We start from the raw sequence: 20,926 nt of genomic DNA on the forward strand, positions 1-20,926 counted from the left end.
GCGATGCTGCCGGGGCCTTCCGGCGTCTACGCGCACTCCCTAGCGGGGAGCCCGACCGGAGGCGTTCCGTAGGCCACGTATCAGCGCCGCGAGGCCTGCGGGGCTGACAGTGAGTATGTCGCCGGGGGCGTCGCTCTCGCGGATGAGTACGCGGTCCTCCTGTGGGGCCAGCTCGACGCAGTTCTCTCCTCCAGCGCCGGAGAAGGACGACTTCTGCCACTGAACAGACATGGTGCGGGCTCTCATACTTCTCTCGCGATGCGGTGGATGAACTTCCTGGACTCCTCGGCATCGAGTGCAGCGCGCTCTGCGATGTCGAGCAGAGTTCCGTACTTCTTCAGTTGTGCACCGACGCCGAGGTGAACGCCTCCCACGGCTGTGTCCACCTGGACAGTGTCCAGTTGAGGGACGACTCCCCCGGCGTAGAAGACCGGCTGAGTGGCCTCGACGAACTCCTCGCAGGCGAAGGGGATGACCCGCAGGGTGACAGTCGGCCATTCGGAGACTCTCAGCAGGTAGTCCAACTGCCCCTGTACGACCTTGCGTCCACCGGCTCGCATACGCAGCGCCGCTTCATGGATGACCACTCTGAACGAGGGCGCGACGTCACGGTCGAAGATGCGTCGGCGCTTCAGCCTGAACTCCACCCGGAGGTCCACCTCCTCCGCCGGGAGCAAGGGGATGTGCCCGCCATAGATGGTGCGCGCGTAGTCCTCCGTCTGGAAAATGCCAGGGAGCGTCATCGACTGTAGGGCGCGAAGATACGTGGCGTGGTGCTCAAGCTCTGCCATGTCCAGGAACCCGGGAGCAAGAACGCCTCGGTACTCGTCCCACCAACCCTGCCCCCGCGACTCTCGCGCAATGGCGCACAGCGCTTCGATCAGCTCCGCTTCGTCGCATGAGTAGAAGACCGCGAGTCGTCGGATTCGCTCCTCGCTGACGCCGATGCGGCCGGCCTCGATGTTGCTGATCTTTGCCTGGTCCGTCGACAGCAGCCCGGCGGCCTCCCGAGCCGTCTTGCCTGCTAGCTCCCTCAACTTCCGCAGCTCTGCTCCGAGTCGAGCCTGTCGAGCCGTGGGGTTGTCTCTCGGTGGCATGGTCCCTTCCCTTTCAGTGTCCGAGTCTGCCGCGTCTTGAGAAACGGGTCCACTCACTCGGGTAAATCTCGCCGACAAGCTTGCTCCGGGGCAAGTATGCCCCTAGCTTCAAATCGTCATCGCGCCGCACGCCAGTGATCCCGCAGAGCAGCCACCCCCAGGTGGCCGAGCCACGGTCGCACGCGGTTCAACCCATCCAGTGAGCCGGGAGTTGAATGCATGGACGCCCCACCGAACACCGCCCAGACGTACCACCTCACTACCCCCAGCACCCCCCTCTCCCCCAAGATCTGCCGAGATACCGTCACCCTCCTCCTGACCCTCGCCGGGAGGCCCGAACTCGCCGATACCGCCCGCACCCTCGTCTCCGAAGTCGTCACCAACGCCGTCATGCACACCAAGTCACCGACCATCGGCATGGAGGCCGTCGTCATGGCCGGAGGCGGCGTGCGCGTCTCCGTGTACGACGACTGCCCCACCGAACCGCTCGCCGCACTCGACGTGTCGCGCGACGACCGCGAGCACGGGCGGGGGCTTTTTCTCGTGCAGGCCCTCGCCCACGACTGGGGCACCGCCCCGTTGGGTCCCCCCTGCCTCAAACCCGGCGGGAAGAACGTGTGGTTCGAGCTGCGGCAGCGGCAGGAACCCGAGGATCCCGAGGATCCCCACGGCCACGAGCGCCCCGAGGTCGTGATGTGCAGTTCAGCGACTATTCTGAGTTCTTGAATAGTCCGGCAGACCGGACAGACCTAAGAAGGCCGGAGAGGGAACCGTGGCCGCTGATCAGTCCACCGCCTGGGCCCGCGCCGCGCTGCCCCTCTGTCTGCTCGGGGTCCTCGACGGTGAGGAGAAGAGTTACGGGTACGCCCTGCTCAGCCGGCTCGGTGATGCCGGGCTCGGTGGGGTCAAGGCCGCGACGCTCTACCCCGCCCTCACGCGCCTCGAAGAGGAAGGCGCCGTCGCCGTCGAGTGGGGTGCCGGGGAGGGCGGGCCCGGGCGGAAGTACTACCGGATCACCGAGGAGGGACGGGCGAGGCTGCGGCGTGACCAGGCCGCGTGGGGGGAATTCACCCGGATCGTCGCCTCTCTCATCGGTCTCATCGGCAAGGGTGAAGGCAAGGGGGAAGACATTGGGCACGACACGGACACCTGAGCTGGTCTGGGTGCGCGAGGAGGACCAGGAGTGGGCCGACTCCGTGCACGTACGGCTCGTACTCGATCATGACGCGCCCGCCGGGCTCGCCGACGAGGCGCTGGCCGAGGCCCACCAGGTCGTGGACGAAGCCGGGCTGCCCGCGCTCGAAGTCCTCGGTGACCCGGACGCGTACGCGCGTACCGTCGCCGCCGAGCGCATCAGCGAGGAACATCGGGCCAAGGTCGACGCGCACGGCATGACCCCCGGAGAGCGCGTCTCCGCCTCGCTCGCGACGCTCGGGTTCATCGGGTTCGTCCTCTGCGTCCTGGACTGGATCGAGGACGGGTTGTGGGCGGAGTGGAGCTGGGCCTCGCTCGCCGGATGCGTGACGGTCGTGGTCGTCGCCTTGCTCGGCACCCTCGCCTTCGTCGCTCGCGGCGCCGGACGGATCCGGGGCATATGGGGCATGTGGGGGTTCCTCGCGGGGGCCGTCTGCGCCGTCGCGGGCGGGGGGGCCGTCGCCGCCACCGCGCCCGGGGAGCGGCTGTTCAGCGTGCCCGTGCCGGTGCTCATGGCCGCGTGCGCCGCCTGGACCGTCGGCGCCTACGCGTTCCCCGACGCGACTCTCGACCGGTGGTTCACACCCCGGCCGCACGGTGGCGACGAGCAGTGGCTGACGCGGCTCGAAGGGCTGCTGCGGGGCCGGCACGCCATGACGGCCGCTGAGGCGCGCGGCCACGTCCGGGAGGCGCGGCAGCATCTCGCCGGGGCCGGCCGCGAGCACGCCGAGGACGCCTTCGGTGACGTCGAGGTCTACGCCATGCGGCTCGCCGAAGGGCCCCGCAAGCGGCAGCGCCTCGCACGGCACAAGCTGTACCGCGCCGCCGCGATGGCCATGCTGTTCGCCGTGCTGGCCGTGGACGAGGCGCTCGACACGCGGGGCCACTTCTCGGGCTGGGTCGCCTGCTACGTGGGCGCGGCCGGTTGCTGGGCCTGGAGCGCGATCAGCGAGTGGCGCCAGGCACGGGCGTCGGCCGGGACGGACCCGTCGTCCCGTTGACCCGTCGTCCCGTCGTCCCGTTGACCCGTTGACCCGTTGACGCGTTGACGCGTTGACCCGCCTTACCGGCCCACCCCGCAGGCCCTGCCCCGCCCCGCTAACCTGCCCCGCATGATCCTCGAACCGCTCGTCGCCGTCGACGGCGCTCTGCCCGGTCACCTCCTCACCGAGGTGACCGCGCTGTACGCGGCCAACCGTGAGTTCTCCGCGCTCAGCGGGGACTTCCCCGATCCGGACGACATCCGCGTCGAGCAGGTCGCCAAGGCCCTCGCGGACGAGCTCGCCCACCCCGACGCGGAGGTGCTGCTCGCCCGCTCCGAGGGGCGGCTCGTCGGGGTCGCCGTCACTCTCGCCCGCCACCCCGACCCCACCGATCCCGACCCATGGATCGGGCTGCTCATGGTGGCCCCGGAGGTCCAGCGCACAGGCGTGGGGCGGGAGTTGGCGACCCTCGTCGAGGCGCGGTTCCGGGACGCGGGGCGGGACGCCGTGCGCCTCGCGGTCCTGGAGAACAACCCCAAGGCGCTGCGGTTCTGGACCGCGCTCGGCTACCTCGTCATCGGGCACCGCGAGGACCGGGCCCGGCACCGGCCGTGCGCGGTGCTGCGCAAGCCGCTGTGAGGAAGGAAGTTCCGAGGGGCGGTCGGCTCAAGGGCGGCCCGGCTCAAGGGCGGCCCGGCTCAGGGGCGGTCCGGCTTGCCGTCCCCGTACAGCCAGTCCCCCCAGATCCGGCTGACCTTCTTCCGCGCCTCGTCGCCGCCCGCGTGCTCCTCGACGTACTCGGTGAAGTCCCTGGTATCCGCGTTCTTGTGCCGGTACGTCTTCGCCCAGCCCTGCACGATGTCGTAGAACGCGTCGTCGCCGACCGCCCGACGGATCTTGTGGATGACCATCGCGCCGCGCTCGTAGACCGGCGGCTCCGAGATGTGCGCGGCGTCGGTCGGCTTGGCGGGCGGGAAGTCCCAGATCGCCTCGTTGTCCTCCTCGTCCGCGTAGAGGTCCCCCTCGTACAGCGCGTCGAACGTCTCCTGCGCGCTGTCGCCGCCGTTGTCCTCCTCGTACAGCCACTCCGCGTACGTCGCGAAGCCCTCGTTGAGCCACATGTCGCGCCACGACTTGGGCGTGACGGAGTCGCCGAACCACTGGTGGGCCACTTCGTGGACGAGGGTCGTGGTGTCGAAGCTGTCGATGGGGAAGACGGGCCGGGTCTGGGTCTCCAGGGCATAGCCCGCTTCCTCGGCGCGGACGACGATGACGCCGGCCGACGAGAAGGGGTACGGGCCGAAGTTGGGCTCCGCCCACTCGATGACGTCCGGAAGCTTCGCGAGGACCTTCTTGCTCGCCTTCACCTGGGAGGGGTCGACGGCCGTGATGATCGGCAGCCCGTCGTCCGTCACCGAGGTCTCCATCTCGTACTTCCCGACAGCCACGGTCGCCAGATAGCTCGCCATGGGTTCGGCGCTGTGCCAGGCGAAGGTGGTGCGGCCGTTCTTGGTCGACTCGCGCGTCAGCTCGCCGTTGGAGACGGCCTTGAGGCCCTTGGGGACGGTGACCTCTATGTCGTACGAGGCCTTGTCGCTCGGGTGGTGGTTGCCCGGGAACCACGCCATGGAACCGGTCGGCTGGCCGAGCGCGAGCGCTCCGTCCGCCGTCTTGAGCCAGCCCTCCTTGGAACCGTCGGCGTCGGTGATGGTCTCCGGGGTCCCGGAGTAGCGGACGGTCGCCACGAACGTCTCGCCGCGGTCGAGTTCGTCGGCCGGGCGGACCTTCAGCTCGTGGCCCGCGCGCTGGAACCGGGCCGCCTTGCCCTCGACGGTGACGGCCGAGACGTCGAGCCCCTTCAAGTCGAGGCTGAAGGAGCTGAGGTTCTTGTCGGCGCGGGCGGTGATCTCGGCGGTGCCGGTGAGGTGGCGGGATTCGGGGTCGGGGTCGTAACCGAGTCTCAGGCCGTAGTGCGTGACGTCGTAGCCGCCGTTGCCCAGCTTGGGGAAGTACGGGTCGCGCACGCCGTCCGCGCCGGGGGTGCCGTCCACGCCGGACCCGCTGCACGCGCTGACGGTGGCGAGGAGGGTGAGGGCGAGGGCACAGGCGACGGTGCGGGGCGCGGCACTGGCTCCAGTACCGGTACCAGCACTGGTTCCGGTACCGGTCATGCTGGCGGCTCGGGTCATGGTGGCGGCTCGGGCGGCCGGAGATCGCAGGGGCACGCGGATGATCTTATGCGGCAATTGTTCGCCCAACGGCCGCTCATCGCGTCGGGGGTATCCGGGGTATCCGGGGTGCCCGGGGTATCCGGGGCCTCAGCGGTTGAGGGCCGCCACACCCGCCTTCGCGAACTTCTCGTCCAGGTCGCCGCTGGGGGCGCCCGCGACGCCGATGCCCGCGACGGGCGCGCCCTTGGCGGTCACCGGGGCGCCGCCCGCGAGGAACAGCGTGCCGGGGATGTCCTTCAGGTTCGGGGCCTGCTCCAGGCGCTTGGCCAGCTCGGAGGTGGGCGCGTTCCAGGAGACGGCGGTGTACGCCTTCTTCTCGGCGGACTCGTACGACTGCGGGCCCGCGCCGTCGCCGCGCTGGGCGTCGACACGCGGGCGGGCGCGGTGGCGGTGGCGAAGGAACAGCGTCTGCTGTCGTGAGGCAAACGGGCGGCACGCCCAGAACTGACCGAGAACTACCTCGAACACGCGAGCAGCGATGCGTTTCCGCAGGCCACAGGCCTTGGGCCCGTTTGAACCCTCGGGCCGTGACACCATCGACCCCGTGCTCGACATCGGCTACGCGCTCTCCCGCCGCTTCCCGGACCCTCCCCAGCTGGACTACAGCAGGGCGGACGTCCACACGCTCCGGCACGACCTCTTCTGCGGGGACGTGTATCTGGCGGACACCAAGGCCGACCGGGAACTGTCCACAGCCTGGGGATGGGTACCCGTGCTGGACTTCGCGTGGGCGCTGTGCGACATCGTGGAGAGCCTGGACAAGGATCCGCTCGGCAGCCGGGCATCCCGCCCCCAGTACGCGGAGCTCGACTTCACGGAGTCGACGGACCGGATGCTGTTCGCCCGGCGCTTCGGCTGGGTGGACATCGAGGCGGACTGGATGGATCCCGAGGAGCCGCCGCTGAGCTTCTCCCACGCGGAGCTGCGGCGCGAGGCCCGTGACTTCCTCCACGACCTCATCGCGGACCTCACCGACCTCCACGACTCCCTCGCGGACAACCCCACGCTCTGGTCCCTCCAGTCCCGCTTCCCCCGCACCTCCCCCTAACCCCTTCCACCCCGGCGTCCCCGCCCTAGGCCCCGGGGCCAGCCACCCGTACGCCCACCTCCGCCGCGAAGCCCCCCGCCAGCTCTATCAACTGCCCAGGACTGATGACCGCCCCGGCCATCGCCCCCACCCCCCGCGCGATCTCCAGCTGCCCCGCCGCCCGCAGATCGACGTCCTTCATCCGCACCCCACTGAAGTCGACGCCCCGCAGCACACAGTCCCGGAACTCCACCCGCTCCAGGGACGCGTGCCCGAAGTCCGGCTCCACCAGCACGCACTCCTCGAAGATCACATCCCGCAGCCGCGCCTTCCGCAGGTTCAGGTAGTCGATCTTCCCGCCCCGCACCACGACCCGTTCCAGCACACTTCCGTGCAACTGCACGCCACCGAGCCGGGCGTCGACGACCTCCACATCCCGCAGCGACGCCTCCGCGAGATCGGTCCCCACCCCCCGCAACTCGCTGAGCACGGAGTCGACGAACCGTGCCCGGGTCAGCCGGGTCTCCCCGACCCCGCACCGCACCATCGCGCAGTCCATGAAGAGCGCGCCGCCCCCGTCCTGACCTCCGAGGTCGAGGCCGCTGAACTCCACCCCGTCGTAGTCCCCGTCGGGCTCCAGCTCCCCTCCCTCGAAGGGCCGCAGCGGCGGCAACCGCACCTCGGCCCGCCGAGCCGCCTTGACCACACCCACAGCCTTCGCCTTCTCAACCATGCCCCCATCGTGCCCGCCCCCACTGACAACGCCCCGATGTCACATCCGGCCCGCCCCCACGCGTCGAGGAGACAAGGCCCCAGCCCAAGCACCCACAGAGGGAGCCCGACAAATGCCCCACGACACCCACAGCCCACGCCCACATCCCACCCGCACCCCCACCCCCCTAACCATCATCGGCGGCGGCATCGCCGGCCTCACCGCCGCCATCACCGCCGCCGAGGCCGGCGCCCGCGTCACCCTGCACGAGTCCCACCACACCCTCGGCGGCCGCGCCCGCACCGCCGAAGGTCCGTACAAGACGAACGATGGCCCGCACGCCCTCTACAACGGCGGCCCCCACTGGACCTGGCTCAAGCAGCGCGACCTCATCGGCCCTCTGGCGCCCCTCCCGCCCCTCGAAGGCGCCCGGCTCCGCCTCCACCACCACGGCACGCTGCACCGCATGCCGCCCCTCGCCATGCTCAAGCTGCTGCGCCGCAGGAGCGAACAGGCGCCGGTGGACCAGGACTTCACCACGTGGGCCACCGGCCAGGTCGGCGAGGAGGGCGCACGCGCCGCCGCGCACTACGTCGCCGTGGCCACGTTCCACCACGACCCCGGTTCGCTCTCCGCCCGCTTCGTCCAGGAGCGCCTGCGCCGCGCGACGAAGCTGCCTCCGGAGGCGCACTACCCGCGCGGCGGCTGGGCCTCGGTCATCGACCGCATGGCGGCGCTCGCCTGGAACCTGGGCGTACGCGTGGAGACGCTGGCCCGCGTCGACAGCCTCGCCGGCGTACCGCAGAACGGCCCGATCGTCGTGGCGACATCGCTCGACGCGGCCCGCCGCCTCCTCGGCGACGATTCCCTGCGCTGGGAGAGCGGCCGCACCGCACTCGTCGACGTGGCGTTCCGCTCCCGCAAGGGCGATGCCTTCGCCGTCTCCGACCTGGACCGGACGGGCTGGGTCGAGCGTTTCACCGCCCAGGACCGCACGCTGGCCCCCGAGGGCGAGCAGCTCGTCCAGGCCCAGATCCCCCTGTCCCCCGACGAGACGAAAGCGGTCGGCGTCACCCGCGCCGAGCACCTGCTCGACCTCGGCTTCCCCCACTGGCGGGAGCGCCTGACCTGGCGCCGCGCCTCGGTGGCGAACGGCCGTACGGGCGCGCTCGACCACCCCGGCACCACCTGGCGCGACCGCCCCTCGATCGACCGCGGCCACGGTGTCTACCTCGCGGGCGACCAGGTCGCGGCACCGGGCCTGCTGTCGGAGGTGTCGTTCAACAGCGCGGTGGAGGCGGTGACGCTGGCACTGACCAGGTCGAGGCTTGCGGGGCTTGACCTCAAGTCCGCTTCAGGTTGAAAGGTGGGACTCCACAGCCACCGGCATCCCCGACCGGCTGGGCCCGCCCGACCCACCCAAGGAGCCCACCATGCAGGCCAGTGCCACCATGCACGCCATCCGCCTCCACAGCTTCGGCCCCGCCGAGAACCTCGTATACGAGGAGACAGCCGTCCCCGAACCGGCCGCGGGCCAGGTCCGCGTCACCGTCGCCGCGGCCGGCGTGCACCTCCTGGACACCGCGATCCGCGAGGGCATGCGGGGCCCGCTGCCCGAACTGCCCGCCCTGCCCACGATCCCGGGCCGCGAAGTGGCGGGCACGGTCGACAAGGTGGGCGACGGCGTCGACCCGGGCCTGCTCGGCAAGCGCGTCGTCGCCCACATCGGCTTCGCCCCCGGGGGCTACGCCGAGCAGACCGTCACCGAGGCCGCCCGCCTCCACGAACTCCCCGACGGCCTGGACTTCGCCGAGGCGGTCGCCCTCATCGGCACGGGGCGTACGACGATGGGAATCCTGCGGTTCGCGGAGCTGACGCCCGACTCGGTGGCCGTCATCCCCGCCGCGGCGGGCGGCATCGGCACGCTCCTCACGCAGTACGCCAAGCACAGGGGCGCCACCGTCATCGGCCTGGCGGGCGGCCCCGAGAAGACGGCCCGCGTCCGCGCGAACGGCGCCGACCTCGCCGTGGACTACAAGAACCCGACCTGGCCCGAGGACGTACGTACGTATCTGAAGGAGGAACTCGACGGCCGCCCCGCGACCGTCGTCTTCGACGGTGTGGGCGGCGAGGCGGGACTGGCCGCGGTCGGCCTGCTCGGACCCGGCGGCGTGCACGTCGTCTTCGGCTGGTCCGGCGAGGGGCTGCACGACGGCGAGGCGCTGACGTTCAGCGAGGAAGAACTGGCCGCGCGCGGCATCACGCAGGTCAATGTCCTCGGCCCGGCGATGATGCGGAAGGCCGGCGGCGACAACCCCGTCCGCACCCTGGAGCTCGCCGCCCTCACCGAGGCGGCGACGGGCCACTTCACCCCGGCCGTGCAGCGCTACCCCCTGGCGGAGGCGGCGGCGGCGCACCGCGCGCTGGAGACCCGCGGCACGATGGGCAAGGTGGTCCTCACTCCCTGACGCCCCCACGCTCCCCCTTCCGCCACCCGCCGGGGCCGAAATTCAGCTGCCCACACCGCATCCGGGAACTACCGTCCGTTATATGGATATGGAACCCGTCCAGCCCCTCGCCCAGCGCTCCATTCAGTTCCGCGACGTCCCCGAGACGGAGATCGACCGCGCCCTGTCCCTCTCGTACCTCGCCTTCCACGAGAGTCCGGAGGACGAGAAGCGCAAGCACCACCACGACCTGCTGCTCGGCTACACCCGCATCGGTGCGTACGACGGTGACGAACTCGTCGGCTTCCTGGCGGCGTGTCCCTTCACGGTGTCGGTCCCCGGCGGCGAAGTGCCCTGCCCTTCCTTGACGTTCGTCTCCGTGGCGCCGACGCACCGGCGGCGCGGTGTGCTCTCCGGGATGATCGCGGAGCTGTTCGCCAGAGGCGCGGCCGACGGCGCGCCGATCGCCGCCCTGTGGGCGTCCGAGGACGCCATCTACGGCAGGTTCGGCTTCGGCCCCGCCACGCACGGCAACACCGTGGAGATCGACTCCCGCCGCCCGCTGGCCCTGCGCATCACGCCGGACGACCGCCCGCTGCGCCTGGTCGACCCGGCCGACGCCCCGGACGTGCTCGGTCCGTACTACGCCCGCACCCGCACCGAGCGCGCCGGCCGTCTCGTCCGTACGGAGGCGTGGTGGCGCGAGGAGTGGATGGTGAAGGAGGACGAGGAGGACGACGAGCTGTCCCCACCCCGCATCGTCACCCTCGCCGGAGACCCCGGAGACCCCGCCGGCTCCACCCACCCCATCGCCGGCTACGCCATCTACCGCACCAAGACCCGCGAAGACGCCCCCGGCCTGGTCCGCCTGGACGATCTGGAGGCGGACACCCCGGCCGCCGCGGCCGCCCTGTGGCGCTACCTCGCCTCGATCGACCTGACGGGCGTCGTCCGCGCCTGGGGCCGCCCCCTCGACGACCCGCTGCTGCTCTTCGCCGCCGACCGCGACCAGGTGCGGATCACCGGGCAGTTCCCGGCGCTGTGGGTCCGCCTCATCGACGTACGCGCCGCGCTGACCGCCCGCTCCTGGGCGGCTCCGGTGGACGTGGTCCTCGACGTCCGCGACGACCGCCTCCCCGCCAACGCGGGCCGCCACCGCCTGACGGCGTCCCCCGAAGGCTGTACGTACGAGAGGTGTGAGGAGTACGAAGGGTACGAGGATAGGCACGAGGGGATGGAGCGCCCGGTTCCGGCCGACCTCACCCTCGACGTACGCGACCTGGCCGCCGCCTACCTCGGCGGGACGAGGATCGCCGCCCTGGTCGACGCGGGCCTCGCCCAGGAGCACACCCCGGGCACGGCGACGGCACTGGACGCGGCGCTGGCCACCGCCCGGCTGCCGCACACGGTGGACGAGTTCTAGGCCCCGCCCGGCCTGGGCCCCGCCCGGCCTAGGCCCCGGCGGCCCGCGGTGAGCCCAGCTCGGTGAGCGCCTCGTCGGTCAGCCGGTACACGGTCCACTCGTCCTGCGGCCGCGCGCCGAGCGACTTGTAGAAGTTGATGGAGGGTTCGTTCCAGTCGAGGACGGACCACTCCAGTCGCTCGTAACCGCGCTCCACGCAGATGCGGGCCAGCTCGGTGAGGAGCGCCTTGCCGTGCCCGCCGCCGCGCGCCTCAGGACGTACGTACAGGTCCTCCAGGTAGATCCCGTGCACGCCCCGCCACGTCGAGAAGTTGAGGAACCACAGCGAGAAGCCCACCACGTCGCCGCTCGCGTCGTCCTGCGCGATGTGCGCGAACGCGGCGGGCCGCTCCCCGAAGAGCGCCTCGCGCAGCTGCTCCTCGGTGGCCTTGGCCTCGTCGGGCGCCTTCTCGTACGTGGCGAGGTCGCGCACCAAGGCGTGGATGACGGGGATGTCGGCGGGTGTGGCGGTACGAATCATGGGGGCAGGCTAGCCAGCGGCGGCCCACCGAGGTCAACGCCGTCTCACCAGCCGAGCGCCGCCTCGCCGGTGGAACCCCACCAGCCCGGCGGCGCCTCACCGCCCCAGCAGCCGCCGCGCGATCTCCATGTGGTCCGCCACCAGCGGCCGCCCGTCCTCGATCTCCCACAGCGCGTTCTGCAGCATCCGCCCGAGCGTCCAGGCGCGTGCCCGCTCACGGTCGAGCCCGAGTACCTCGGTCATCGCGTCGAACCGCCACAGCACCTCCTCCGCCTCGAAGCGGTTGTCGAGGGCGGGCCAGAGGTCGAACCCCGGGTCCCCGGCAAGGGGCTTGGGATCGATGGCGAGCCACGACTGTGACGGCCGCGAGGACTGGGAGGGCTCCCGCGCGGACGCCAGTACGTTCTCGAAGTGCAGGTCCCAGTGGAGCAGCCGGTCACCGGCCTCCCCCATGACCTCGCGCACCGCGCCCCCGCACCGCTCGACGATCGCACGCTCGGCCGGGTCGGGGATCGCCTTCAGGGCCGCCGGCAGGTCGTCGACCATCCGCGCCGCGATGTCGCCGAGCCGCCGCATGCCTTCCGGCGCGGGCCTCGCGGTCAGCCGGGCGAGGAGGCCGGCGATGACGAGGACGGCCTCGCGGGTGTCGGCCATCGTCGACAACATCCGCCCCGCGTCGAGGCGTTCGAGCAGCATCGTGCCGGTCGCGGCGTCGTGGTCCAGGAGCCGGACGGCTCCGTCGCCGCCCCACATCCGCAGCGCGACCGGCTCGCCCTCGGTCTCCTCGTCCAGCACCTGGAACTTGGCCACGGCGGGCGTGCCGTCGGCGCGCACCACGGGCAGCACGAGCGCGGCCTGGCCGTGCATCGGGTCCCCGTCGGGCGTCAGATCCCACCGTTCGACGAACTCCCGTACGCGCGTGGGCAGTACGTCGATGAAGGCGCGCCCCGCCGCACCGGCGTACATGTGCTGCGAGGCGACCAACTCGTCCGGAACGCGAATGTCGATCACCCCCGGCACGCTACCGACGCACGCGCGGCCCCGCATTCGCGTTTCCGGAGCCACGTTTCCGGAGCCGCGCACCCAGGGATCCCCGCGTCAGGAGATCCCCGCCGACTTGAGCTCCTTGGCGAACGCCCCCTGGTCGTAGAGCGAGTCACCCGCCGGCTTCTCACCGTCGACGAGGACGGTGGGCGTGCCCTGGATCCCGTCGTCGCTGAAGGTCGTCATCGCCTCGCCGACCCACTTCTTGTACGTCCCCTTGGTCACCGCCTTGTCGAAGGCGCCGCCCCGCAGCCCGTCGACCTTGTCGGCGATCTTCAGCAGGAAGGCCGGGGTGTAGGCGTCGTCCGACTCCTCCTCGGGCTGGTTGGCGAAGACGGCGGCGTGGAACTGCGGGAACTTGCCCGCGTCCACCGACGCCCGCAGCGCGTTCGCCGCGTTCACGGAGCCGCTGCCGCCGAGGTTCCTGTCGAGGAACGAGGCGATCACGTACTCGACCTTGACCTTGCCGTCGGCCACCGGCTCGACCAGCGCCTGCGCCCCGCCCTCCTCGAACTTCTTGCAGAACGGGCAGCGCGAGTCCTCGTACACCTTGACCGTGTGCCGGGCCTTCGGATCGCCGACGGTGATCACACCGCCCTTCACGGAGGCGGGCACCTTGGCGAGCCGGGCACTGGACGCCGACGGAGCCTTCGCCTCGGGAGCGCCAGGGGCATCGGACTCCGGCCCCGTCGACTCGGGCGCGGCAGACGACGACTTCCCGGCGCCACCACCCTTGTCACCACCCTTGCCACCGCCGTTGTCGCCACCGTCGGGACCACAGGCGGACGCGGCCACCCCGATCAGCGCCGCAGCGGCCACCGCGGTGGCGACGCGAGCGGCCTTGCGCCCGGCCTTGTGTACGGCCATGAGTAGCTCCTCCAAGTTTTCGACAGGTCCCGGATCCCAGTCCCAGTTCCGCTCAAAGTATCGGAACCGAACCTCCCCACCGCCCCCACCTGCGCAGTAACGTCCGCCCATGAGCAGCAGCACGACGAACACGGACACCTCGACCGGCACCGTCAACGGCGGCATATCGTTCTGGTACGCGGACGACGGCCTGCCCGCGGCGCGCGAACCCCTGACCTCCGACGCCACGGCGGACGTCTGCGTCGTCGGCGGCGGCTACACCGGCCTGTGGACCGCGTACTACCTCAAGAAGGCCGCCCCCTTCCTCCGCATCACCGTCCTGGAGCAGAAGTTCTGCGGCTACGGCGCCTCCGGCCGCAACGGCGGCTGGCTCTACAACGGCATCGCGGGCCGCGACCGCTACGCCAAGCTGCACGGCCACGAGGCCGCGGTCCGCCTCCAGCGGGCCATGAACGAGACCGTCGCCGAGGTGATCCGCACCGCCGCCGAGGAGTCCATCGAGGCGGACATCCACCAGGGCGGCGTCCTGGAGATCGCCTGCACCCCGGCCCAGTTGGCACGCCTCAAGTCCTTCCACGCGACGGAACTCTCCTACGGCGAGAAGGACCGCACCCTGCACGGCGCCCGCGAGACCGCCGAGCGCGTCCGCGTCGCCGGAGCCGTCGGCTCCACGTGGACCCCGCACGGCGCGCGCCTGCACCCGGCGAAGCTGGTCAAGGGTCTGGCGGAGACGGTGGAGGCCCTCGGCGTCACGATCCACGAGTCGACGCCGGTCACGGAGATCAAACCGAAGCACGCGATCACCCCCTACGGCACGGTCCGCGCCCCCTACGTCCTGCGCTGCACGGAGGGCTTCACGGCCTCTCTCCAGGGCCGGCGCCGCACCTGGCTCCCCATGAACTCCTCGATGATCGCGACGGAACCCCTGTCACCCGCCCAGTGGGATTCCATCGGCTGGGAGGGCCGCGAAGCCCTCGGCGACATGGCCCACGCGTACATGTACGCCCAGCGCACCGCCGACGACCGCATCGCACTCGGCGGTCGCGGCGTCCCCTACCGCTACGGCTCGAAGACGGACAACGACGGCCGCACCCAGCAGCCCACGATCGAGGCGCTCCACACCATCCTGACCCGCTTCTTCCCCCAGCTCGCCGGGGTCCGCGTGGCCCACGCCTGGTCCGGCGTCCTCGGCGTCCCCCGAGACTGGTGCGCGACGGTCACCCTGGACCGCGCGACGGGCCTCGGCTGGGCCGGCGGCTACGTCGGCTCAGGCGTCGCCACCGCCAACCTCGCCGCCCGTACCCTGCGCGACCTGCTCCAACAGGACTCGGGCCAGGCGGGCCCCACGGACCTCACCACCCTCCCCTGGGCCAACCACAAGGTCCGCAAATGGGAACCGGAACCCTTCCGCTGGCTCGGCGTCCACGGCATGTACGCCACGTACCACGCAGCCGACCGCCGCGAACAGACCACCCACACCACGAACTCCTCCCGCCTGGCCCGCCTGGCGGACCGGGTGGCGGGCCGGCACTGAACGCGCCGCGGCACCACGGACGGCACACGAACGCGAAAGGCCCAGGCCACCCTCAGGTGACCTGGGCCTTCGTCGCGCGGAGCCCCCTGTCGGATTCGAACCGACGACCTTCGCTTTACAAGAGCGGCGCTCTGACCAGCTGAGCTAAGGAGGCATGCACCGGACCGCACATGCATGTGGCCGTGCCCGTGCAGTGTAACCAACGACGTCCGGCGCCCGTCGAAAATTTCCGCGAAGGTCGGCCCGCCCCGACTACTGACAGACCCCGGACCTCCGGGGTACGGTCACGAGCAGTTCACTCAGGTGGACTACACCACTCCCTCTACTCGGATCGTCCGGCACGTTCCTGCCGGTGAAGGGGGCCCTCACCATGGCCACTGTTACGTTCGACAAGGCGACCCGCATCTACCCGGGTGGCGACAAGCCCGCCGTCGACGGCCTCGACATCGAGATCGAGGACGGCGAGTTCCTCGTACTCGTCGGCCCGTCCGGCTGCGGCAAGTCCACCTCGCTCCGGATGCTCGCGGGGCTGGAGGACGTGAACGCCGGTGCCATCCGCATCGGTGACCGCGACGTCACGCATCTGCCGCCGAAGGACCGGGACATCGCCATGGTGTTCCAGAACTACGCGCTGTACCCGCACATGACCGTCGCCGACAACATGGGCTTCGCCCTGAAGATCGCCGGCGTCAACAAGGCCGAGATCCGCCAGAAGGTCGAGGACGCGGCGAAGATCCTGGACCTCACCGAGTACCTGGGCCGCAAGCCCAAGGCGCTCTCCGGCGGTCAGCGCCAGCGTGTCGCCATGGGCCGCGCCATCGTGCGTGAGCCGCAGGTGTTCCTCATGGACGAGCCGCTCTCCAACCTCGACGCCAAGCTGCGTGTGTCGACGCGTACGCAGATCGCGAGCCTCCAGCGCCGCCTCGGCATCACCACGGTGTACGTCACGCACGACCAGGTCGAGGCCATGACCATGGGCGACCGCGTGGCCGTGCTCAAGGACGGTCTGCTCCAGCAGGTGGACAGCCCCCGCAACATGTACGACCGCCCGGCGAACCTCTTCGTCGCGGGCTTCATCGGCTCCCCCGCCATGAACCTCGTCGAGGTGCCGATCACCGACGGTGGTGTGAAGTTCGGGAACTCCGTGGTGCCGGTGAACCGCGATGCCCTGAGCGCCGCCGCCGACCGCGGGGACCGCACCGTCACCGTCGGTGTCCGCCCGGAGCACTTCGACATCGTCGAGCAGGACGGCGCCGCCGCGAAGTCCCTCTCCAAGGAGACCGAGGACGCCCCGGCCGGCCTCGCCGTCTCCGTGAACGTCGTCGAGGAGCTCGGCGCCGACGGTTACGTCTACGGCTCCGCCGAGGTCAACGGCGAGCACAAGGACCTCGTCGTCCGTGTGAACGGCCGCCGGGTCCCGGAGAAGGGCAGCCAGCTGCACGTCGTGCCGCGCCCGGGCGAGACCCACGTCTTCTCGACGTCGACGGGCGAGCGGCTCACCGACTGACGCACCACGCGCACTGCCTGCCAGGGGCCTCGCACCTTCCGGTGCGGGGCCCCTTGGCGTATCGGGCGGACACGTCACACTGTCGACAAATACCCCGGCAGACCGGTCATTTCGCACGGGCCGCGTCAACACCGCGCCAGAGCAAACCTCTTCGCCGTCCCTCGACCGAGTGACTAAATGTCGCCAAATCATCACCTAGCGCTACGCTCTCACGCGTGACGCACTCCGCCAACTACACCCAGAAGTCGCGCCGAGCCCACCGGGGCCCCGCCCGCCGCATCGGCCGCACGCTCGCTCTCGTCCTGCCCGTGATGCTGGTGCTTTCCGGGACCCTCGCGGTCACCAGCGTCAACTGGTCGGGAAGCTCCTCGGACTCGATGCTCACCGCATCCGCCGACAACCTCTCCGTACCGGCCAAGTCCCGCGCCCCGCAGGACATCCTGCGCGACCGGCTCCTCCTGGACCTCCAGGAGAAGAACCCCGGCATCGCGCTCACCCACCTCCAGCAGGAGGTGGACCGTCACCCGTCGCTCGCCCGGCACTGCGTGGCCATCGCCAAGGCCCTCGGCCGCGCCGCCGTGGAGAAGTACGGCCCGACGCGCGCCCAGTCGTACGCCAGGCCCGTGTGCGACACATCCTTCGCGTCGGGAGTGGCGGCCCACCAGAACCGCTGACCCGACCCGGCCGGACCGCCGCGTAGGGTTTCCGGCATGACCACGCTGAACCCCACGCAGGCCGTAGTCCTGGCCGGAGGCCAGGGCTCCCGCCTCCGGCCCTACACCGACGACCGGCCCAAGCCGATGGTCGAGATCCCCGGCACGGGGACCCCGATCATCGGCCATCAGCTTGCCTGGCTGGCCGCGGAAGGCGTGACGGACGCCGTCATCTCCTGCGGCCACCTCGCCGAAGTCCTCCAGGAGTGGCTGGACTCCGCCGACCTCCCGCTGAACGTCACCACGGTCGTCGAGAAGGAACCGCTCGGCCGCGGCGGCGGCCTCAAGCACGCCGCCCGCCACCTCCCGCACGCGGACCGCCCCTGGTACGCGACGAACGGCGACATCTGGACGCGCTTCTCGCTGCGCGACATGGCGGCCTTCCACGCCGAGCGCGACGCCACCGCGACCCTCGCCCTGGCCCGCCCCCGCATCCCATGGGGCGCCGTCGAGACGGACACGTTCGGCCACATCACGGACTTCATCGAGGCCCCGCCGTCCCCGTACCTCATCAACGCGGGCGTGTACGTCTTCTCCTCGTCCTTCACCGCGCTCCTGCCGGACCTCGGCGACCACGAGCGCACCACGTTCCCGCGCCTGGCCCGCGAGAAGCGCCTGGCGGGCTTCCCGCTGCCGCAGGGCGCCTACTGGCGCGCGATCGACACGGCGAAGGACCTCACCGAGGCCGCCAAGGAACTGGCCGCCCAGGCCCGTTGAGACCCCGCGTACGTCGAAGGGGCCCCGCACCTGCGCTGTGCGGGGCCCCTTCGACGTACCACCACGGGGTCAGCGGCCGAGGACACCGCCCAGCAGCCCGCCGGGCTCCTCGCCCCCGGCGCCGCCGGAGCCGCCCGAGCCACCGGCACCGCCCGTGCTCCCGCCGGAGCCGCCACCGGTGGACGACGGCCCCCCGGTCGAGGCCGGCGGCGGCTGCTGCTGTGGCTGCTGCCGCTGGGGCGCGGGCTGCTGCGGCGGGGCCTGGCCCGCCGTGCTGCTGCCCTGCGTCTGGCTCGGCTGCTGGACGGAACCGGCCGTACCCGTCTCGGGGGCCGCGCCCGGAGCCGTGGCGCCCGGTGAGGGCCTCGCCGAGCTGCTCTGCGTCGGGGAGCCGGAGGAGGAGGGGCTCTGCGACTTCCGCTCCTGCCGCTTCTTCGCGGGGTCCCCGGGGAGCGGGGAGCCCGGCAGCTCATTGCGCGGCGCCTCGCCGGGGCCGGGCACGGTGACCCGGTCCGCGTCCCGCACCGCGCCGCCGAGCAGCGAGCCGAGGAGCAGCGTGACGCCGATCGCGAACGCGCCGACCAGACCGCCGCGCCGCAGCACACGCCGCCGCAGCTGCCAGATGTCGGCGCGCGGCCCGAGCCTGCGCCAGGCCTCTCCCGCGAGGCGTCCGTCGACGGAGTAGACGGGGGCGCCCGCGATGATCAGCGGCGACCAGGCGGCGAGGTAGATGATGTCCGGCGCGTCGTAGGCGGGGACGGTCTTCCAGCTGACCGTGACGATGAGCGCGGCGGAGAGCAGCACGCCCACGGAGGCGGCGACCCGCTGCCAGAGCCCGAGCACCGTCAGGACGCCGACGATGACCTGGAGGAAGGCGATGCTGAGCCCGGCGCCCACCGGGTGCTGGAGGGCGAAGTCGCGCAGCGGTTCGGCGAGCGCCCACGGGTGCAGCGAGTTGAGCCACTTGACCATGGAGCCGCGCTCGCCGCCGTCGAAGTAGACGGGGTCGCAGAGCTTGCCCATGCCGGCGTAGATGGAGATGAAGCCGAGGAAGACACGGAGCGGGAGGAGGACGACGCCGAGGTTCATCCGGCGCCCGGGGTAGTAGGCGTGCCGGACCGGGTCGTTGCCGTGGCGGCGCCTGCGCTCCTCGGCCTGTTCCTCGTCGTCGCCCTCGTACGCCTCGTACGCCTCGTACGCCTGGAGCTCCTCGGTCTCGTGGGCGAGGCGCTCGTCGTAGTCGCTGCTGGGCATCCGCATCTGCGGCAGCAGCTGGGTCTGGGGGGCGGGGCCGCGCGGACCGGTGACAGCGGGCGTCCCGGCCGTCCCGGGGCCGTCGTCGAGGTCGATGCGCGGGATGACCTGGGTGGCACCCCCGTCGTCGTAGGGCCCTGCCTCTTCGGCCGAACGGCGCACGCCGCTGCCGCGTACGGCTTGCAGCAGTCCGGTCGCGCCGGGGTCGCCCGGCTCGGACTTCCCGCTCCAGACGAGGGGCGCGCGGCGCTTGACGGCCGGTCCCGCGGCGGGGACGCGTGCCGTCGTCTCGGGGAGGCCCAAGTGCCGTGCGATACGCGGGGATTGAATGCGCCCACCGGCGGGGAGCTGCACGCGGAAGCTCGCGTGCGCGACGATGACCTGCGCCGGGTCGCTCGGCACCTTCACCATGCTCAGCGCGGGAGCTTCGTCGAAGCCTGACGAGCTTCCCCCCGTGGGTGTGCGGGGTGTTCTGGTGTCCACACTCATCTAACCGAGTGATGTCTGTTTAGGACACTGCCTTGACCACGCGCAAATGTCCGGACCGCGTCAAGAGATCCCCGTCAAGAGACCACGCGGCCCGGACATCAGTACGCCCGACTACACCTGCGCGCGGCGCCGCGCGGCCTCGTAAAGCACCACACCGGCCGCGACGCCCGCGTTCAGCGACTCCGCGCCACCGGGCATCGAGATCCGCACCCGGTAGTCGCACGTCTCACCGACGAGGCGGGACAGGCCCTTGCCCTCGCTGCCGACGACGATGACGACCGGGCCGCTGAGCGCCTCCAGGTCACCGACCTCGTGCTCGCCGTCCGCGGCGAGGCCGACGATCGCGATGCCCGCCTTCTTGTACGCCTCCAGGGCGCGCGTCAGGTTCGTGCAGCGGGCGACCGGCGTACGCGCGGCCGTGCCCGCCGACGTCTTCCAGGCGCCGGCCGTCATGCCGGCGGCGCGCCGCTCGGGCACGAGGACGCCGTGGCCGGCGAACGCCGTCACCGAGCGGACGATCGCGCCGAGGTTGCGCGGGTCCGTCACGCCGTCGAGCGCGACGATCAGCGGGTCCTCACGGGCGTCGTACGCGGCGGCGGCGAGGTCCTCGGCGTGCGCGTACTCGTACGGCGGGACCTGGAGGACGAGGCCCTGGTGGTTGAGGCCGTTCGTCATGCGGTCCAGCTCGGGGCGCGGCGCCTCCATGAGGTGGATGCCGCCGCGCTCGGCCGCGAGCTGGAGCGCCTCGCGGACCCGCTCGTCGTTGTCGATGAACTGCTGGACGTAGAGCGTGGTGGCGGGCACGCCGTCGCGCAGCGCCTCGAAGACCGGGTTGCGGCCGACGACCATCTCGGAGGACGACTTGCCGCCGCGCCCCTTCGGCGCGGGACGGCGGCCGACGGCCTTCTTGGCCTTGGCGGTGGCGACGCGGTTCTTCACATGCCCCTTGCGCGCCTCGGCGGGCGGCGTCGGACCCTTGCCCTCGAGGCCGCGGCGCCGGTTTCCGCCGCTGCCGACCTGTGCGCCTTTCTTGCCGGACATGCGGCGGTTGTTAGCGGCCATGACCTACCTGTCTGTTGTGATGCGTGTGCGCGTACGTCCGTACGCGCGAAGGTGTACGTCTATGAAGTGTGCCGCCCACGGCGCCGGGCGGCACATCAGCGGGTG

At 71.4% G+C, this 20,926-nt stretch carries 21 protein-coding genes, 1 tRNA gene and 1 pseudogene; 12 read left to right on the forward strand and 11 right to left on the reverse strand.

All coding sequences use genetic code 11. The features are described from left to right. Positions 1–39: 39 nt before the first annotated feature. Both ACWDZ7_RS27425 and ACWDZ7_RS27430 read right to left on the reverse strand, forming a co-directional pair. Positions 40–246 carry a DUF397 domain-containing protein gene (locus ACWDZ7_RS27425; protein WP_451800588.1) on the reverse strand — a complete coding sequence of 69 codons (207 nt, stop codon included), beginning with the start codon at positions 244–246 and terminating at the stop codon, positions 40–42. After that, a complete protein-coding gene (locus tag ACWDZ7_RS27430) occupies positions 243–1,097 on the reverse strand; it encodes a helix-turn-helix domain-containing protein (RefSeq protein WP_451800589.1) in 855 nt (284 codons plus the stop codon). Before ACWDZ7_RS27430 ends, ACWDZ7_RS27425 begins: the two co-directional genes overlap by 4 nt. A gap of 219 nt (positions 1,098–1,316) precedes the next feature. Here ACWDZ7_RS27430 and ACWDZ7_RS27435 point away from each other — a divergent pair, with 219 nt between their 5' ends. The 4 genes from ACWDZ7_RS27435 (at position 1,317) to ACWDZ7_RS27450 (ending at position 3,913) form a co-directional block, all read left to right on the forward strand. Further along, positions 1,317–1,823, forward strand: a complete 507-nt coding sequence (locus ACWDZ7_RS27435; protein ID WP_451800590.1) for an ATP-binding protein — start codon at positions 1,317–1,319, stop codon at positions 1,821–1,823. Between the two features lie 46 nt (positions 1,824–1,869). After that, positions 1,870–2,250 carry a PadR family transcriptional regulator gene (locus ACWDZ7_RS27440; protein WP_451800591.1) on the forward strand — a complete coding sequence of 127 codons (381 nt, stop codon included), beginning with the start codon at positions 1,870–1,872 and terminating at the stop codon, positions 2,248–2,250. Then, positions 2,228–3,292, forward strand: a complete 1,065-nt coding sequence (locus ACWDZ7_RS27445) for a hypothetical protein (protein ID WP_451800592.1) — start codon at positions 2,228–2,230, stop codon at positions 3,290–3,292. The genes ACWDZ7_RS27440 and ACWDZ7_RS27445 overlap by 23 nt, the downstream gene beginning before the upstream one ends. A gap of 111 nt (positions 3,293–3,403) precedes the next feature. Continuing rightward, positions 3,404–3,913: a GNAT family N-acetyltransferase gene (locus ACWDZ7_RS27450; protein WP_451800594.1), complete on the forward strand. Its 510-nt coding sequence runs from the start codon at positions 3,404–3,406 to the stop codon at positions 3,911–3,913. Between the two features lie 59 nt (positions 3,914–3,972). On the opposite strand, the gene ACWDZ7_RS27455 is transcribed toward ACWDZ7_RS27450, so the two are convergent. Then, a complete protein-coding gene (locus ACWDZ7_RS27455; protein WP_451800595.1) occupies positions 3,973–5,445 on the reverse strand; it encodes a M1 family metallopeptidase in 1,473 nt (490 codons plus the stop codon). A gap of 147 nt (positions 5,446–5,592) precedes the next feature. Next, positions 5,593–5,862: pseudogene (locus ACWDZ7_RS27460) on the reverse strand (GlcG/HbpS family heme-binding protein); the annotation flags it as partial. Positions 5,863–6,049: 187 nt separating this feature from the next. Here ACWDZ7_RS27460 and ACWDZ7_RS27465 point away from each other — a divergent pair. Continuing rightward, complete coding sequence (locus tag ACWDZ7_RS27465) at positions 6,050–6,553, forward strand: hypothetical protein (protein ID WP_451800597.1); 504 nt, start codon at positions 6,050–6,052, stop codon at positions 6,551–6,553. 25 nt (positions 6,554–6,578) lie between these two features. On the opposite strand, the gene ACWDZ7_RS27470 is transcribed toward ACWDZ7_RS27465, so the two are convergent. After that, positions 6,579–7,265 carry a pentapeptide repeat-containing protein gene (locus tag ACWDZ7_RS27470; RefSeq protein ID WP_451800598.1) on the reverse strand — a complete coding sequence of 229 codons (687 nt, stop codon included), beginning with the start codon at positions 7,263–7,265 and terminating at the stop codon, positions 6,579–6,581. Between the two features lie 112 nt (positions 7,266–7,377). Between ACWDZ7_RS27470 and ACWDZ7_RS27475 the strand changes: the two genes are divergently transcribed. The 3 genes from ACWDZ7_RS27475 (at position 7,378) to ACWDZ7_RS27485 (ending at position 11,114) form a co-directional block, all read left to right on the forward strand. Further along, on the forward strand, positions 7,378–8,607 hold the full coding sequence (locus ACWDZ7_RS27475) for an NAD(P)-binding protein (RefSeq protein ID WP_451800599.1): 1,230 nt from the start codon (positions 7,378–7,380) through the stop codon (positions 8,605–8,607). 88 nt (positions 8,608–8,695) lie between these two features. Next, complete coding sequence (locus ACWDZ7_RS27480) at positions 8,696–9,712, forward strand: zinc-binding dehydrogenase (RefSeq protein ID WP_451800752.1); 1,017 nt, start codon at positions 8,696–8,698, stop codon at positions 9,710–9,712. 82 nt (positions 9,713–9,794) lie between these two features. Next, positions 9,795–11,114 (forward strand): GNAT family N-acetyltransferase, encoded by a 1,320-nt coding sequence (locus ACWDZ7_RS27485; protein ID WP_451800601.1) that lies wholly within the window; start codon positions 9,795–9,797, stop codon positions 11,112–11,114. Between the two features lie 28 nt (positions 11,115–11,142). On the opposite strand, the gene ACWDZ7_RS27490 is transcribed toward ACWDZ7_RS27485, so the two are convergent. From ACWDZ7_RS27490 to ACWDZ7_RS27500, 3 genes are all read right to left on the reverse strand, one after another. Then, entirely contained in the window at positions 11,143–11,634 is a 492-nt protein-coding gene (locus tag ACWDZ7_RS27490; RefSeq protein ID WP_451800602.1) for an N-acetyltransferase family protein, read from the reverse strand. Positions 11,635–11,730: 96 nt separating this feature from the next. Continuing rightward, positions 11,731–12,681, reverse strand: a complete 951-nt coding sequence (locus ACWDZ7_RS27495) for an aminoglycoside phosphotransferase family protein (protein ID WP_451800603.1) — start codon at positions 12,679–12,681, stop codon at positions 11,731–11,733. A 51-nt stretch (positions 12,682–12,732) separates the two neighbouring features. Further along, a complete protein-coding gene (locus tag ACWDZ7_RS27500; RefSeq protein WP_451800604.1) occupies positions 12,733–13,545 on the reverse strand; it encodes a DsbA family protein in 813 nt (270 codons plus the stop codon). Positions 13,546–13,654: 109 nt separating this feature from the next. Between ACWDZ7_RS27500 and ACWDZ7_RS27505 the strand changes: the two genes are divergently transcribed. After that, the gene (locus ACWDZ7_RS27505; protein ID WP_451800605.1) at positions 13,655–15,079 is read left to right on the forward strand and encodes an NAD(P)/FAD-dependent oxidoreductase; all 1,425 of its coding nucleotides are present in this window, start codon (positions 13,655–13,657) and stop codon (positions 15,077–15,079) included. An 80-nt stretch (positions 15,080–15,159) separates the two neighbouring features. Here the strand turns inward: ACWDZ7_RS27505 and ACWDZ7_RS27510 are convergent. Then, positions 15,160–15,233 (reverse strand) — tRNA-Thr (locus ACWDZ7_RS27510). Positions 15,234–15,449: 216 nt separating this feature from the next. Here ACWDZ7_RS27510 and ACWDZ7_RS27515 point away from each other — a divergent pair. From ACWDZ7_RS27515 to ACWDZ7_RS27525, 3 genes are all read left to right on the forward strand, one after another. Then, positions 15,450–16,586 (forward strand): ABC transporter ATP-binding protein, encoded by a 1,137-nt coding sequence (locus ACWDZ7_RS27515; protein WP_451800606.1) that lies wholly within the window; start codon positions 15,450–15,452, stop codon positions 16,584–16,586. A gap of 215 nt (positions 16,587–16,801) precedes the next feature. Continuing rightward, entirely contained in the window at positions 16,802–17,260 is a 459-nt protein-coding gene (locus tag ACWDZ7_RS27520; protein ID WP_451800608.1) for a hypothetical protein, read from the forward strand. 36 nt (positions 17,261–17,296) lie between these two features. After that, positions 17,297–18,016, forward strand: coding sequence for a nucleotidyltransferase family protein (locus ACWDZ7_RS27525; RefSeq protein WP_451516482.1), 720 nt, complete (start codon positions 17,297–17,299; stop codon positions 18,014–18,016). A 69-nt stretch (positions 18,017–18,085) separates the two neighbouring features. On the opposite strand, the gene ACWDZ7_RS27530 is transcribed toward ACWDZ7_RS27525, so the two are convergent. Together ACWDZ7_RS27530 and rlmB are read right to left on the reverse strand one after the other, a co-directional pair. Then, positions 18,086–19,759: a DoxX family protein gene (locus ACWDZ7_RS27530; protein ID WP_451800610.1), complete on the reverse strand. Its 1,674-nt coding sequence runs from the start codon at positions 19,757–19,759 to the stop codon at positions 18,086–18,088. A gap of 111 nt (positions 19,760–19,870) precedes the next feature. Continuing rightward, complete coding sequence (gene rlmB, locus ACWDZ7_RS27535) at positions 19,871–20,821, reverse strand: 23S rRNA (guanosine(2251)-2'-O)-methyltransferase RlmB (RefSeq protein ID WP_451800612.1); 951 nt, start codon at positions 20,819–20,821, stop codon at positions 19,871–19,873. Positions 20,822–20,926: the final 105 nt, after the last annotated feature.

This window comes from Streptomyces sp. NPDC003032 (genome assembly GCF_053591415.1).